The organism is Falsiroseomonas sp. (assembly GCF_030695085.1).
In the GTDB taxonomy this organism is placed as follows: Bacteria; Pseudomonadota; Alphaproteobacteria; order Acetobacterales; family Acetobacteraceae; genus Falsiroseomonas.
The window spans coordinates 1-15,047 of the sequence record NZ_JAUYTS010000069.1 but is presented as its reverse complement, the minus strand read 5'-3'; the positions used below and the strand labels follow the sequence as shown (position 1 = coordinate 15,047).

Sequence of the window (15,047 nt, the reverse complement as noted above, 5' to 3'; positions counted from 1 at the left end):
CGCGCATCGACGCCCACCTGCTGAATCGCCGTGGTGTCACCAGGCTGTGCTATTGCGGCAGCGTGCTGCATACGCGACCGTCCAGCCTGCTGGCCTCGCGCGAGCCCTTGCAGATCGGCGCGGACGGAAGCGGCGCGGGCGGCGGCGGCGACGCGCTGGGCGCCGGCGGCCAGCAATTGCTCGTGCGGCACGGCGACGCGCCGCTCATACACCCGCATGTTGCTGTCGAAGGCGTCCCAGCGCGCGGTGAACAGCCGGGCTTCCGCATTCAGCAGGGCGGCCAGGGCGGCATCGGCGCGGGCGGCCGCCACGATCTCATCCGGCACCGCGAATTGCCGCTGGTCCTGCTGTTCGGCGCGCAGCCGGGCGACGCGGGCGGTCAGCGTCCGGGCCTGGGCGCGCAACTGCACGGCGTTGGATTCGGCCGTGGTCGGATCGAGCCGCAGCAGCACCTGCCCGGCCTGCACGCGCTGGCCTTCGCGGACCAGCAATTCCTGCAGGATGCCGGGTTCGGACAGGATCATGGATTTGCGCCGGCCTTCCGCCACCAGCGACCCGCGCGCCACCACCGCGCGCTCGATCGGGGTGATGGCGGCCCAGAACAGCAGTCCACCGAAGCCCAGCACCAGCAGCAGCAGCGAGGCCCGCATGACGCGGCGCACATCGGGGGTGGCGGCGGCGGCCTCGGCCTCGGCGAAGTTCAGCGCCATCGGGCGCGGCCCGGCCAGTCGCGCGGTCATGCTGCTCTCTCCACGGGTGTCTCGGCACGCCAATGGCCGCCCGGCGCGAGGCGCAGCACCTGGTCCACATGCCCAGCCCAGAGTGCCGCCTCATGGCTGATCAGCAGGCAGGCGGCACCGGCCGCCCGGGCTGCCAGCACAGCATCCCGCACCGCCTCCCGCCCCGCCTGGTCCAGCCCGGCCTCCGGCTCATCCAGCGCCAGGAAATCGGGTGCGCCGTACAGGGCACGCGCCAGGCCGATCATGCGGCGCTGGCCCATGGACAGGCCGCCGGTGGGCCCGGCCTCACTGGCATAGCCCTGCGGCAGGCGGCCGATCATCTCATGCGCGCCGGCGAGCCGCGCGGCATCCACCACGCCGGCCGCATCCTCCGGCCCGAAGCGGCCGATATTCTGCAGGATGCTGCCATCCAGCAATTGCACATCCTGCGGCAGGTAGCCGATGCGCGGGCCGAGTGCGGCACGGTCCGCGAAATGGGTCGCCTGGCCATCCAGCAGCGCCTGCCCGCCCTCCGCCGGCAGCAAGCCCAGCGCAAGCCGGAGCAGGGAGGATTTGCCCACGCCGTTCGGCCCCAGCACCAGCGTCACCGTTCCCGGCGGGCAGTACAGCGTGACATCGGCCAGCACCGGATGCAGCCCGCCCGGCGGTGTCCAGCGCAGTTCGCGCAGCCACAGGCCCGGCGGCCCTGCGGGGTCGGCCGGCTGCACGGCGGGCGCCGCGTGGTCCCGGAACAGCTCCTGCAACCGCTGCCAGGCGAGGCTCGCAAAGGCCCATTCGCGCCAGGCCAGCACCAGGCGCGCGATCGGCTGCGTCGCGGTGCCGGCCAGCATCATCGCCGCGATGATCGAACCGGGCGAGGCCTGGTTGCCCAGCGCCAGCACCACCCCCACCACCACCACGCCACCCTGCGCCATGTAGGAGGCGTATTCCGTGACCCCGCGCACCGCGCGTGCCCGTGCCTGGGCGCGGTCACCCTCCGCCAGCGCCGCCGCCTGCGCCGGTTCCCACCGCCGCACCACGGCGCCCAGCATGCCGAGACCCTCCAGCATGTCCGATTGCCGCAGCCGGCCCTGCAATTCGCCGGCATTCTTCAGCTGCCGGTCGGAGGCATCACGCACCAGCCCCCGCGTGGTGCGGTCCAGCACCAGGCCGAGCAGGGCCATCATGATGCAGGCGGCACCGACCACCAGCGCATAGACCGGGTGCAGCAGGAACAGCACCATCAGCGCCACCGGCAGCGCCGTCATGTCGAACAGGTCCGCGAGGGTATTGCCGCCGAGGAAGCGCCGCAGTTCCGACTGGTCCTGCAACGCCGCCAGCCCGGATTGCCGGCTGCCCCGCAGGGCGCTGCGCACCGCGGCCTGCAACGCCTCCAGGCTCAGCCGGCGGGCCATATCCTCGGACAGCGCCGATAGCAGCGCCGCCCGCAGCGCCCGCATCGCGCCGGCCATGCCGAGTGCGATGACGAAGGCGATGGACAGCACCAGCAGCGTGTCCAGGTTGTGACCTTCCGTCATGCCATCGAAGATATGCATGGTGAGCAGCGGCATGCCGAGCAGCGCCGCCTGCCTGGCGAAGGACATCGCCAGCACGAGCGCCAGCAGCCGCCGGAAGGCCGGCGCCTGCCGCAGCGCGGCCCAGGCCTGGGTGACCTGCCCGCTCATGCGGCGCGCCCCGCCAAGGGGGCGGCCAGCAGCGGCGCGCCCGGCGCGGGCACCACCTGCCCGCCGCGCAGCGTCACCACCCGGTGCGCCGCCGCCAGCAGCACGGGGCGGTGCGAGGTGAGCAGGATTCCGGTGCCGCGCGCCGCCAGGCTCCGCAACAGCCGCACCAGCCTTTCCTCCCCGGCCGCATCGAGGAAGGCGGCGGGTTCATCGAGCACCAGCAGGCGCGGATTGCCATACAGCGCGCGAGCCAGTGCCACGCGCTGCCGCTGGCCGGCGGAAAGCGGACCCTCCGCCCGGGTCGGCGTGGCGTAGCCGGCGGGCAGGGCGGCGATCAGCCCATGCGCATCGGCCAGCCGCGCCGCCTCCATCACCGCCGACATGTCCGGCTGGGCGAGGCGGGCAATCGCCTCCGCCACCGTGCCATCGGTCAGCAGCGGGTCCTGTGGCAGGTAGCCGACATGCCGCGCGAAATCCTCCCGCGCCCATTGCCAGGTGGCCTGGCCATCCAGGAAACAGCCGCCGGCGGAGGGGCGGATCATGCCGACCGCGATCCGCAGCAGCGTGGTCTTGCCCGCCCCCGCGGTGCCGGCCAATGCGACGATCTGCCCCGGCGCCACCTCCAGCGATACGTCGCGCAGCAGCGCGCGGGGCGCGCCGCGATGGGCGAAGCTGACACGTTCCAGCCGCAGCCGCGCCTCCCGGCACGGGAAGGCGATGGCGGTATCGGCCGTGCGGTCCGGCCGCATCATCACCGCAAGCCGGCGCCAGGCGGCGATCGCCGCGCCCCATTCATGCGTGGCGCCACCGATGCGGGCGAAGGGCGTGATCACCTGGCCGGTGATCAGCATGGCCAGCAGCATGCCGAAGCCGACATTCACCCCATTGGCCGCCAGCAGCGTGCCCACCACCAGCGCCCCGCCCGAGCCGATGCCATGGATGGTGGCAAGCCCCGCGCCGATCCAGCGCGCGCCGGCCTGGGCGCCGCGCAGCGCGGCGGCGCCTTCCTGCATCCGCGCCTCCCACCGCGCGGCGAGCGGCGCGCGCAGGCCCATCGCCTCCACCGCCTCGGCGCAGCGCATCGCATCCGCGACCAGCCCCGCGGTGCGCGCCTGCGCCTCGTTGGAGGCGGCGACGGCGCGCCGCGTCAGCCGGTCCCCCAGCAGGGAAAGCCCGGCGGCGGCAAGGCAGCAGGCCAGCGCCCAGAAGGTGAAGGCCCAGTGGAAGAACAGCAGCAGCAGGATCAGCGTCGGCACCAGCACCGCATCCACCAGCCCGGTCAGCACCGGGCCGGTCAGGTTGCGGCGCAATTCCTCCACATCGCGCAGCGCCTGTCCGGCGGCGAGGTCGGACCGCCCCGGCTGCTGCGCCGCCGCCAGCACCAGCGGCGCCGCCAGCCGCCGCGCCAGCCGGTTCGACACGGCGAGCAGCCCCAATTCGCGCAGCTGGTCCAGCCCGAGCAGCATGCCCACCGCCAGGCAGAAGACGATGGCGAGGCCGGCCAGGGTCCAGGGATTGCCGGTGGGCAGCACCATCTGCCAGATCATCAGCTTGGCCGCGACCACGCCGAAGGTGGCGAAGCTGAGCGCCAGGCCGAGCGCCAGCGTCAGCCGTGCCGCGGCCGAGACCTCCGCCCGCACCACCTCGATCACGTCCCGCCGGTCCGGTTTCGCGGTGTCGTTCCAGGGGGCGGCGGGGTTGGGCAGGCGGCGGGCCTCTGCCATGCGGCTAGAGCGCCAGGACCAGCGCGAAGACCGCGAGCGCGCCGAGGCCCGTCACCCCGAGCAAGGCCATCAGCACCACCTGCCATGTATCCAGGCCGGCGGGACCATTGGCGCGCGGCGCCGGGGCGGCCTGGAGGCTGGCGAGGCGTTCATCCAGCCGCGCCACCCAGGCCTCCAGCACCGCCATGCGTTGTTCCACCTCCGCCGGCTCGGCGGTCAGCGGCGTGGCCATGGGCTGGTCCGGCGCCGGGCGCAGCGCCAGCTCCTGCATCCGGGCCTCCAGCGCGCGCTGCCCGGCCATGAGCTGCTCGATCGCCTTGACGATCTGCGGGTTGGTCGGTGCCGGGCGGCCATCGCCGGACGGGGCGGCGGGCGCGCCACGGCGGAACAGTGGCAGCGGAACCTCACCACCCTCCGCGCCGCGCGCCACCACCAGCAGGTCGGCGCGGCGTTCCGCCCAGGCCGGGCGCAGCAGGAAGCGGAAGCCGTGAAAGGCATCGCCGATGCCGGCGCGGATCAGGTCCGCCCGGTGCAGATCGGCGACGCTGGTGGCGACCACCGCGCCATCCAGCCGCAATTCCACCACCACCCTTTCGGTAGGCTGGGCGGGTTCGAAGGCCCAGCCATCGATCTGGTTGCCGGTGACCGAATCGACGAAGCCGCGGATGTCCGGGGCGGGAAGGGGTTCAGCCGACACGCGCACGCCCCCCCGACCGCATGGCACCCGCCCGCATGGCCGGCTTCAGCGGCGTCGCCGCGCCGAGCAGGCGGCGATACAGCGCCAGATGCTCCGCGGCCGCCTCCTCCATCCCAACGGGCCGCGTGATGTTGGCGGCGAGGCGGTCCCACAGCCCCGGCTCCTCCGCCGCGCGGCGCATCACCCGCGCCAGGCCCACCGCATCGCCGACCGGGAAATGCAGGCCATCGACGCCGTCGCGCACCGCTTCCGCCATGCCGCCGACATCGCCGCAGATCACCGGGCGGCCGTGGCGGAACGCCTCCTGCACCACCAGCGGCGCGTTTTCCCACCAGATGGAGGGCATCACCACCCAATCGACGCCGGCCATCCGCGCCGGCATCTCGGCCGCGCCATACAGCCCGTGGTGGCGCGCATCCGGCGCCGCCTCCAGCGCCGCCTTGAATTCGGCCAGGAATTCATCCGCCTGGTGGGCGGTGCCGCCATGCAGCGCCAGGTCGTGCGCGATGCCCTGCCGGGTCAGCCGGGCAGAGGCGCCGAGCGCCACCAGGCTGCCCTTGAAGCGGTTGACATGGCCGAAGAAGCCGAAGCGATCGCGCCTGCCATTCGCAGCGCGTGGCGGTGCGACGGGGCCGGCTCCGATGCCGTTCCGCATCACCGCGATCCGCCCCGCATCCCAGCCGGCGGCGATGAAGCGGTCGCGCAGAAATTCCGATGGCGAGAGCAGCAGGTCCACCCCCGCCATGGCACCGCGCACCGCAATTTCCCGCAGCACCAGATCCGTGCTGCCGCGGCCGGGGAAGCAGCGCTTGCAGCCATCCGCGGAAGGGCCAGGGCAGAGCCTGCCATCGGTGGTCAGCAGCTGGCCCTCCTGCGGGCACAGCGCGAAGAAATCATGCAGCGTGACGACAACCTTCGCCTTTGGTGCGACGCGGCGCACCAGATCCAGCGTCTCGATGCCGAAATACAGCAGGTGGTGGAAGTGGATCACATCCGGCTGGTAGTCGGTGACGAAGCTGGCCAGCTCCGCAAGCCCCCAGCTGTCCACCTGCGACAGGTGGAAACGATCGAAATGGCTGAGCCAGACCAGCATCTCATCCGGATGCCGGCCGATGGACTGGAACAGCGTGCCGGGGCGGCGTTCGCGATGCTGGGCGGTGACGGCGCCCAGGAACAGCCCCTCCACCCCATGCTGGTCGCGCAGCGCACGAAACAACCCACGCGCCACCACCTCGGTGCCGCCCGGCTGCAGGTCAGGATGGTTATGGCAGAAGACGAGGAGGCGCATGGCTCCACAAAACTAAAGTAAAGCGGGTTGCGGTGACATCACCGATTCCCGGCGTTTCAAGGACTTCGCGATTTTCAGGCGGCCGCGTGGGTTTCCCCCATGCGGGGAAAATCCTCCATCAGCGTCGTGATGGTGGAGGCCCAGCGGCGATGGTGCAGGCGGCGGTTATAGGCGGCGGCGACGGTGCCGGCGTAGCCGCCATGCTGGGCGATGGATTGCCGTTCGAAATGGAACAGCTCCGCCGCCGGTTCATAGAGGATGGCGAATCCGGCCTGGCGCAGCCGCAGGCAGAGGTCGCTGTCCTCATAGTCGCCAACGATGTACTCGGCCGAGAAGCCGCCCACCTCGTCCCAGGCGGCGCGCGGCATCAGCATGGCCGCCCCGGTTACGCCCGGCACCTCCCGCGCCCGGGTGGCGGCGGGATAGTGGCGCGGGAAGCCTTTGAAGTAGTGGCAGTTGAACCAGTCATCGCCAGGGCCGCGGGCGAAGTACAGCCCGGCATGCTGCAGCGAGCCATCATCGAACATCAGTTTCGGCCCGACGCAGCCGAGGCGCTTGTCCGCTGCCAGCCGCGCCAGCATCGGCGCCAGCCAGCCGGGCCGGTCCGGCACCACATCCGAGTTCAGCATCAGCAGCATCGGCGCCGTGGCCTCCGCCGCGCCGCTGTTGCAGGCGGTGGCGTAGCCGGCATTGCGGCCGTGCAGGACCAGGGTCACCGGCAGGCCCGCCAGGCCGCAGATGCCGCGCAGCAGGTGGTCGGCCTCGGCGCGCTGTTCCGGGCTGTCCAGCACATAGATGATCTCGGCTTCCCGCAGCATCGGGTCGCGCGCGAAGGCGGCCACCTGGTGGCGGATGAAGCGGAGGTTGCGATATAGCGGAATCACCAGGCTGACGCTGGGCTTGGCCACCGCCCGGCCGATGCGGACCACCTCCGTCCCCAGCGGTTCGGCCGCGGCGGCGCGGTGCAGGCGGGCCGCCGCCGGGGCCAGGCACCGGTCGAGCAGGGCGGGGCCGACATCCAGTGGATTGACGCCGCGCAGCACCGCCTCTCGCGCCTGGGCGGCCGGGATCAGGGCGGGGCCGGCGACGAGTTCGATCGCCTCGCCGGAGCCCAGCGCCAGTTCCAGCCGCCATTGGGCGACGGGGCCGGGGCCGACATTCGGCAGATGGGTGACGAAGCCGGGACGGGGATCGGTGGCGCCGAAGGCGGCCTGTTCGAAGCGCTTCACCACATCGGGCCGGCTGACGCGAAACAGCGATTCGGGCGCGATCGGCGTGCCGCCGAAGGGGCCGCGGAGCGTCATGCCCCGGGTCAGCCGCAGCGGGTCATGCAGCCAGCCAACCAGGAAAACGCCGCCTTCATGGTCCGAGATGGCGCGATCGATCGCCGCGGCCACGGCGTTGGATGGCTCGGCGGAGGAACGGGTGGGCGCCATGGCCAGCACCTGCGCATTCCGCAGCTGGTCGGCGCACCACGGCTCCGCCGTGTGGCGGCGCAGCGCCAGCAGCGCCTGGCGCAGCAGGGCGCGGGGCGCGGGGGCGGTCTGCCGGGCCAGCTCCACGAGGTTGGGCGGCGGGGCGAAGCCGCTGGGCAGGCGCAGCGCCGCCCCCTCCGCGCGCAGCAGCAGCGCGCCGGCGGCGTTGGGCGGCAGCGGGGCGAGGCCGCCATCGGGCTCCGCCACCCGCGCCAGGCCTTGCGCGGTGACCAGCCAGCCACCCGAATCGAGCTTCCACAGCAGCCGGCCGAGGCCCAGCCCGACCAGCGGGCGCAGCGTATCCGGTGCCGGTTGGACGCCGCCTTCCGCCAAGGCCGCCAGATCCCGCGCCAGCGCCGCATCGGCGCCGGCACGCAGCGGGCCGGCGGCCTTGCTGGCCAGCAGCGCCAGGAATCGGGGCCGGGCGGCGGCGGCGGCCAGCAGCGCCAGGGGGCCGGGCGCCCCCAGCGGCAACCAGGCGTCATCCGCCAGCTGAAGCGACAGCGTCTGGTCGGGCGCCACGCGCGCAAGAAGCAGCGCGCCACCCTCGTCGAGCGGAAGCTGGGACAGTGGGGGGAAGGCCGGGCCTTCGCCGGCCCGCAGGGACAGGGCCCGCGCGCTCGTCGCGCCGGCGGGCAGGATGATGGCGGCGATATCCGTGCCGAGACGGGTCCAGGCGGGCAGGAGGACCGGCTGGCCGGAAGTTTGGGCTGGCCCCATCTCGCGCCGTTCCGCCTGCATGCTGAGTTGTGCCCGCCCTGGTCAGGGCGGCCAGCCTTCAGACGATCTGGACGATGCTGCCGATATTGGCGGTCAGATCGGCCACCGTGATGCCGTCCAGCGTGATGGTATCCGCGCCCAGCGTGATCACGGCATTGCCCGAACCATCGGCCGAAACCAGCGGAAGCAGGTCGCTCGGGCCGGTGATGCCGGTGGAGTTGATGTTGCTGGCGATCTGCAGCGTATCCGTGCCGACCTGGAAACCGAGGATCAGGTCGTGGCCGAAGCCATCATCGAAATCGAAGGTGTCGGGGCCGTTGCCGCCATCCATCGTGTCATTGCCGGCACCGCCCACGAGCAGGTCCGCGCCATTGCCGCCGAAGAGGATGTCGTTACCCGCACCGCCCATCAGCACATCGGCGCCGAGGCCACCATAGATCACATCGTCCCCGTCACCACCGAGCAGCGTGTCATTGCCGCCGAGGCCAAAGATGGTGTCGTTGCCGCCAAGGCCCGCAATGAGATTGTCGATGTTGCCGACCGGTGCGGTCAGCAGCTCATCGGCGTCACTGCCGGAGATCGATGCGAAACCAGACATGGAAGCCTCCGTAGAGGGATGGGGACCGGAGACGGCACCCTAATTTCTCTGTGCCGTATTAGGAACGAGACGGGCCGCGAGTCAACCGATTTGGCAGCGCAGCATTCCCGCTCTGGTTTGCGCGAATTTCCCTTAGGTATCTGAAATGCCGACTAAATATCCTGAATATGCCGCGATAGTATCAAGTTGCTAAAAACTAAGACAGTCTCAATTGTCTCTGGGGTGCCTCATACCGTGATGGGAAGTGGCCGCGGATCCATTCTACCGCGGTCGTCTTTCAACCGAGGGGCGTCAAGGCTCCGCGGTTGAGACGAGCCCCATATCGTCGCATGTGGCGGGACAATTTTAGAAATCCGGAGGGGCTTCCCGCAATATCGGACAGTCCCGCCGCTAGGAGGCGTCCAGCGTGCTGCGGGCCAGTTTCCGGCGGCGCGGATTGATGCTTTCGGCCGGGCGTGGCGCGGGTGAGAGGTCCTGCAGGGCGATACCCTGCACCTCCAGCCCTGCCGGGTCCGCCAGTGCCGCCATCGGGTCGCCCTGGTACAGCAGCCGGGCGGCCTGCAGGGCGCTGCGGCGCCACACCGCCGCGCCCGGCGCCACGCGGCCCGACACCCGCGCGAAGGGCGCCTCCGGCGCAGCGCGCAATGCCGAGACGGCACGGCGCAGGAAGCTTCCGCCGGGTGCCAGGTCCGGATCGCATAGCCACAGGAACTCCGCCTGGGTTGCCGCCAGCGCGGCCGTGGCGATCGCGTTCCAGCTCACCGCGGCAGCGGGCACGGTGCGGATGTCCCGCTGCCAGCGGGCGGCGGCCAGGGCCGCGCCTTCGGCCACGCGCGGATCGGCGGCCTGGTCCAGCACCACCACCTCCCGCACCGGCAGATCCTGGCGGAACACGGCATCCAGCCGGCTCGCCAGCATGAAGCCGCGGCCCTGACCGGGGACCACCACGGCCAGGTCCGGCAGCCCCGGGAGCAGGACGCTACGGAGTCCGGTGGCGTAGCGGGCGAAGTCGAATCGCCCGCGCGCCGCGGCACTGCGGGTGGCGCGCGACGCATCGGCCAGTGGCGCGGCCAGCAGCCTGGCTGCTACCGCCGCCATCGCCTCCACATCGCCCACCGGCACCGCGGCGCCGCCGAAATCCCCCGCGAGATCGGCCGCACCGCCCGCCCCGGCGAAGGCCAGCAGCGGCAGCCCGGCCACCAGCGCCTGCTGCGCCAGCAGCGGGAAGGGCGCCTCGCGCGCCGTCAGCGCCACCAGATCCGCAGCTTCCAGCAGCGTGCCGGGCTCCGCCATATGCTCCACCACGCGCAGCCCATCCTGCCGCGCCGCGGCCAGTTCCGGGCCGAGCCAGATGCGCAGGGAAGGGTCCAGCGCACCGACCCAGATGGCGCTCAGCCCGGGCATCTGCGCCCGCAGCCGGCGGAACAATTGCAGGAACAGGTCGAAGCCATGCCGCAGGTCGCCCGGCCCGGCACCGACCAGCAGCCGGTCTCCGGCGCCGAGGCCCATTTCCGTCCGCGCCGCCCGGCAGGCGGCGAGGTCGAGGCTGACGGGGAAGGGCAGGCCAGGCTCCAGCACATGCTGCCGCGCCTCGGCCAGGGCAGGCAGTTCCGCCAGCAGGGAATCGCGCACCGCCTCTGCCGGCATTAGCGCGGCAGGGGCATGGCGCAGCGCGCCGCGCAGTCCCGAGAGCAGGTCGCCCGCACGCAACTCGCCCGGCATTTCCTGCAACAGGATGGTGGTGGCGATGCCGCGCGCCTCCGCCAGCCTGGCCAGGCGGGCGGCGGCGGCGCTGGTCATCAGTGCGTGGCGCAGGCCTTCGGTGGCGGCGGCGGACAGCGCCGCCTCGGCCTGTCCGCCGCCGGTGGCAACCGTCAGCGGGCCGAGCCGGCGGTAGTCTTCCTCCAGCGCGCCGCCGGCCAGCAGCAGCACTTCCAGCCGCAGGCCGGAGGCGCGGCGCAGCGCGGCGGCGGCGTCGATCAGCCGGCGCGCGGTCTCACTTTCCTCGGCATCCGCGGCCACCACCAGCAGGCCGGGGGCCTCGGTTGCCGGCGCGCCGACCACGGCGCGGGCCGTGGCGTTCAGGAAGGCACCGCCATAGTGCAGGTCGGGCTCCAGATAGGCGCCCTCGCACCATTCGTTCCAGGCATTCACACAGACGAAGGGCTCGCCGAAGAAGGGCGTGTGCGTGGCGCGCTCCACCAGTTCGGACAGCCAGGCCTGGTAGGTGGCGGGCTTTGAGCCGTGGATGATGACGGTGTTCTGGCCCTGCTTGCGCGGGTCGTTGTCCCAGCCCGGCACGGCGCATTTGATCAGCGGGTAGTCCGGCGTTTTCTCATCGAGCGAGGCGCGGACCACATCCTCATAGGCGAAGACGGTGCCGGTGAAATCGGGGTCGAGGTAGTCCAGATGCGCGCTGATCGGCGTGCAGCGCCTGGACAGCTTGTGCGGCGGGAATTCGATGGCGCCGTCGAAGCCGAATTCGGTCGGGTCTATGTCGTCGAAGGACTGGGTCATGATGAAGACCGGGTCCTCGCCATGCGAGTCCTGGAACCGCTTGCGCCAGCCGGCGATGGTCTCCTCCGGCTCCGGGATCAGGCCGGCGCGATAGACCATCAGCACCGGGCGGCCCTGGACGCGGATGTAGCGCGGGTCGGCGAAATGGCGCGCAAGGGTGGCCACCAGATCCGGCTCATCCTCGGCGCGGTAGTCCTGGCCCATCAGGATGTCATGCTCGGCGCCATCCCAGCGGCGGGTCCAGTTCTCATTCGCCCACATCAGGGCGAAGGGCATGTCGAGGCTGCGGTCGGCGAGGAAGGCATCCACCGGCTTTTCCAGCAGGCGATGGCCGTTGAAGCTGTACCAGTAGAAGATCCAGCCATGCACGCCGCCGCGCTTGGCCATCTCGATCTGCCGGCGCATCACGGACATGTCGGTCAGGGCATAGGGGCCGAGGTCTCGCGGCACGCGGGGCTGGTAGTGGCCGGCGAAACGCGGCAGGGCGCGCGGCAGGTTGGTCCATTCGGTGAAGCCGCGGCCCCACCATTGATCGTTCTCCGCAATCGCGTGGAACTGGGGCAGGTAGTAGGCCAGCACCTTGGCGCGCGGCCGGGCGCCATCGGGTAGCGGTTGGACTTCCTCGAATTCATCAGCCGGGCGGGTGTTGCGGCGGACCTCGCGCGGGATGGTCGGCGTTTCCTGCGGCATGCGCGGATGCACACCCGGCTCATGCCGGTGGCGCAGCCAGTGCAGCAGCGGGGCTTCGGTGATGCGGCCGCCCATATGGCGCTGCACGTAGTAGCGCGTGTCGAAATCCGGCCCCGGTTCGCGGTCTTCCTGCCAGCCGAGTGTGACGTAGTGCTGGTAGGCATCGGCGCCGGCACGCGCCACGTCGCGATAGGTGGACAGGTAGAATTCCGCGTCGAATTCCGGAATCGGGCTGGCGCCGAAATCCCGGTGCCGCAGGAAATGTGCCAGCGCGCCATCCTCCGGCGCCAGCCCGTGCCGGGCGCGATACCAGGCGGTATCGAAATGCGGGCCGGGGGCGCGGCCCTCGGCATCGCCGTGGCGGATGAAGTGCAGCACCGGGTCAGCGCCCGATTCCCGCACATCCGCATAGTTCGCGAGGTACCAGATGGGGTCGAGGTAGAAGCAGGGCGCGCGGCCCTGCGGCCAGCCGCGGTCGAGAAAATGGCCAAGCGGGTCCTCTCCGCCATGCGCCACATCGGCGTTGTGCGCGACATACCAGGTACCGTCGAAGACCCCGCTATCCGCGACGATCTGCCGATCCTGCGCCCGGCTGTCCTCGCCCTCGATCATCACGCTTCGTCGCGGGTGAGCAGGGTTTCGAGATAGGTGCCGTAGCCGCTGTTGCGCAGCGGTGCGGCGAGGGCGCGGAGTTGGTCGCCATCGATGAAGCCCATGCGCCAGGCCACTTCCTCAGGCGCGGCGACCTTCTGGCCGGTGCGCTTTTCAATCGCGCGGACGAATTCGCCAGCCTCCAGCAGGCTGTCATGCGTGCCGGTATCGAGCCAGGCATAGCCGCGCCCGAGCCGCACCACGCGCAGCGAGCCTTCCTCCAGGTAGACACGGTTGAGATCGGTGATCTCCAACTCCCCGCGCGGCGAGGGCGCCAGCGCGCGGGCCAGCGCCGCGGCGCGGCCATCATAGAAATACAGCCCCGTCACCGCCCAGTCGGAGCGCGGCAGCGTCGGCTTCTCCTCGATCGTCAGCGCGCGGCTTTCGCCGTCGAATTCCACCACGCCGTAGCGGTGCGGGTCGGCGACGCGGTAGGCGAAGACGGTGGCGCCCTGCTGCGCCGCATTCTCCTTCGCCTGCATCAGCCGCGCTTCCAGGTCGTGGCCGTGGAACATGTTGTCGCCCAGCACCAGGGCGGAGGGTTCGCCGGCCAGGAATTCCTCCGCCAGCACGAAGGCATGCGCGATGCCGCGCGGCTTGTCCTGCTCGGCATATTCCAGCTTCAGGCCCCAGCGCGCGCCGTCGCCCAGCAGGCGCTTGAACAGTGGCAGGTCGTGCGGGGTGGAGATGATCATGATCTCCCGGATCCCGGCCAGCATCAGCACCGAGAGCGGGTAGTAGACCATCGGCTTGTCGAAGACCGGCAGCAGCTGCTTCGAGACCGCGAGTGTCGCCGGATGCAGGCGGGTGCCCGATCCGCCGGCCAGGACGATGCCCTTCATACCGAATTCTCCTTTGCCGGGCGAACCGGCGTATCTCCGACCAGCCGATCCAGGCACCGCGCCAGGGATTGGCGCCAATCCGCGGGCATGATGCCGTGCACCCGCCCGATCTTGCTGCAATCCAGCCGGCCATCCGCCGGGCGCGCCGCACGGGTCGGGTAGTCCGCCGTGGCGATGCCGGTCAGCCGCGGCTGCTTCTGCCCGCGCTGCGCGGCCTGCGCCAGGATCTCCGCGGTGAAGCCGTGCCAGGTGGTGTGCGGGCTGCCGGTCAGGTGGAACAGCCCGAAGGCCTCGGCACCCGCCCTGGCGGCCAGCAGGCGCGGCGCCAGCACGGCGACGGCCTCGGCCAGGTCGGCGGCGAAGGTCGGCGCGCCGTGCTGGTCGGCCACCACGCGCAATTCGTCCCGCTCCGCCGCCAGGCGCAGCATGGTCTTGACGAAATTGGCACCGTCCGGGCTGCACACCCAGGCGGTGCGCAGCACCACGCTGCGCGGGTTGGCCGCCAACACCGCGCGTTCCCCGGCCTCCTTGCTGCGGCCATAGACGCCGAGCGGCGAGGGTGCATCGGTTTCGAGGTAGGGCGCGCCCTTGCGGCCGTCGAAGACGTAGTCGGTGGAGAAATGCACGAAGGGCGCGCCGGCGGCGGCGGCGGCGGCGGCCAGCCGTGCGGCGCCGTCGCAATTGACGGCAAAGGCCAGCGCCGCCTGGTCCTCGGCGCGGTCGACGGCGGTGTAGGCGGCGGCGTTCACCACCAGCTCCGGCCGCGCCTGCGCCATGGCGGCGGCGACAGAGGCATCGTCCGTCAGGTCCAGCTCCGGCGGCTCCAGCGCCAGCACCTCATGCCCCGCGAGGCGGTCCAGCAGCGCGCGCGCCACCTGGCCCTCGCGGCCCGCGACCAGCACGCGCATCAGAAGGCGGGCCCCAGATCGGCGAGCAGCGGGGCGCGGCGGTCCTTGTCGGAGAGCGTCGCATCCGCGGCCGCCAGGCCCCAATCGATGCCGAGCGCGGGGTCGTTCCAGGCCAGCGAGCGGTCGCAATCCGGCGCGTACAGGGCGGTGACCTTGTAGGCGACCTCCGTCTCCGGCGCGCGCGTCACGAAGCCATGGGCGAAGCCGGGCGGCACCCAGAGCATCTGTCCGTTCTCGGCGGATAATTCCACCGCCACATGCCGGCCGAAGCTGGGCGAGGCTGCGCGCAGATCGACCGCGACATCCAGGATGCGGCCGCGCAGCACGCGCACCAGCTTGCCCTGCGCGTGCGGCTGAAGCTGAAAATGCAGGCCCCGCACCGTGCCCGTGGCGACCGACAGGGACTGGTTGTCCTGCACGAACTCATCCGGAATGCCGATCGCCGCAAAGTCTCGCCGCGAATAGGTCTCGACAAAGGCACCGCGCGCATCGGCAAAGCGCCGTACCGACACCAGCAGCGGGCCCGCGATGTC

The 15,047-nt window shown here is 71.5% G+C and carries 10 protein-coding genes and 1 pseudogene; all 11 read right to left on the bottom strand.

The window, feature by feature from the left end:
• Positions 1–461: 461 nt before the first annotated feature.
• Positions 462–524: pseudogene (locus Q8S40_RS25165) on the bottom strand (hypothetical protein); the annotation flags it as partial.
• 212 nt (positions 525–736) lie between these two features.
• On the bottom strand, positions 737–2,404 hold the full coding sequence (locus Q8S40_RS08310; protein ID WP_305670017.1) for an ATP-binding cassette domain-containing protein: 1,668 nt from the start codon (positions 2,402–2,404) through the stop codon (positions 737–739).
• On the bottom strand, positions 2,401–4,128 hold the full coding sequence (locus Q8S40_RS08305) for an ATP-binding cassette domain-containing protein (RefSeq protein WP_305670016.1): 1,728 nt from the start codon (positions 4,126–4,128) through the stop codon (positions 2,401–2,403). The genes Q8S40_RS08310 and Q8S40_RS08305 overlap by 4 nt, the downstream gene beginning before the upstream one ends.
• Positions 4,129–4,132: 4 nt before the next feature.
• A complete protein-coding gene (locus Q8S40_RS08300) occupies positions 4,133–4,825 on the bottom strand; it encodes a hypothetical protein (protein ID WP_305670015.1) in 693 nt (230 codons plus the stop codon).
• Positions 4,815–6,113, bottom strand: a complete 1,299-nt coding sequence (locus tag Q8S40_RS08295; protein WP_305670014.1) for a glycosyltransferase family 4 protein — start codon at positions 6,111–6,113, stop codon at positions 4,815–4,817. Before Q8S40_RS08295 ends, Q8S40_RS08300 begins: the two co-directional genes overlap by 11 nt.
• A gap of 74 nt (positions 6,114–6,187) precedes the next feature.
• Positions 6,188–8,308 carry a glycosyltransferase gene (locus tag Q8S40_RS08290; RefSeq protein WP_305670013.1) on the bottom strand — a complete coding sequence of 707 codons (2,121 nt, stop codon included), beginning with the start codon at positions 8,306–8,308 and terminating at the stop codon, positions 6,188–6,190.
• Positions 8,309–8,366: 58 nt separating this feature from the next.
• Positions 8,367–8,906, bottom strand: a complete 540-nt coding sequence (locus Q8S40_RS08285) for a calcium-binding protein (RefSeq protein ID WP_305670012.1) — start codon at positions 8,904–8,906, stop codon at positions 8,367–8,369.
• 390 nt (positions 8,907–9,296) lie between these two features.
• Complete coding sequence (locus Q8S40_RS08280; protein WP_305670011.1) at positions 9,297–12,725, bottom strand: glycoside hydrolase family 99-like domain-containing protein; 3,429 nt, start codon at positions 12,723–12,725, stop codon at positions 9,297–9,299.
• Complete coding sequence (rfbA, locus tag Q8S40_RS08275; RefSeq protein WP_305670010.1) at positions 12,725–13,606, bottom strand: glucose-1-phosphate thymidylyltransferase RfbA; 882 nt, start codon at positions 13,604–13,606, stop codon at positions 12,725–12,727. The genes Q8S40_RS08280 and rfbA overlap by 1 nt, the downstream gene beginning before the upstream one ends.
• Positions 13,603–14,514, bottom strand: coding sequence for a dTDP-4-dehydrorhamnose reductase (gene rfbD / locus Q8S40_RS08270; RefSeq protein WP_305670009.1), 912 nt, complete (start codon positions 14,512–14,514; stop codon positions 13,603–13,605). Before rfbD ends, rfbA begins: the two co-directional genes overlap by 4 nt.
• On the bottom strand, positions 14,514–15,047 hold a 534-nt coding region (gene rfbC / locus Q8S40_RS08265), incomplete at its 5' end, for a dTDP-4-dehydrorhamnose 3,5-epimerase (RefSeq protein ID WP_370690784.1). The genes rfbD and rfbC, both read right to left, overlap by 1 nt.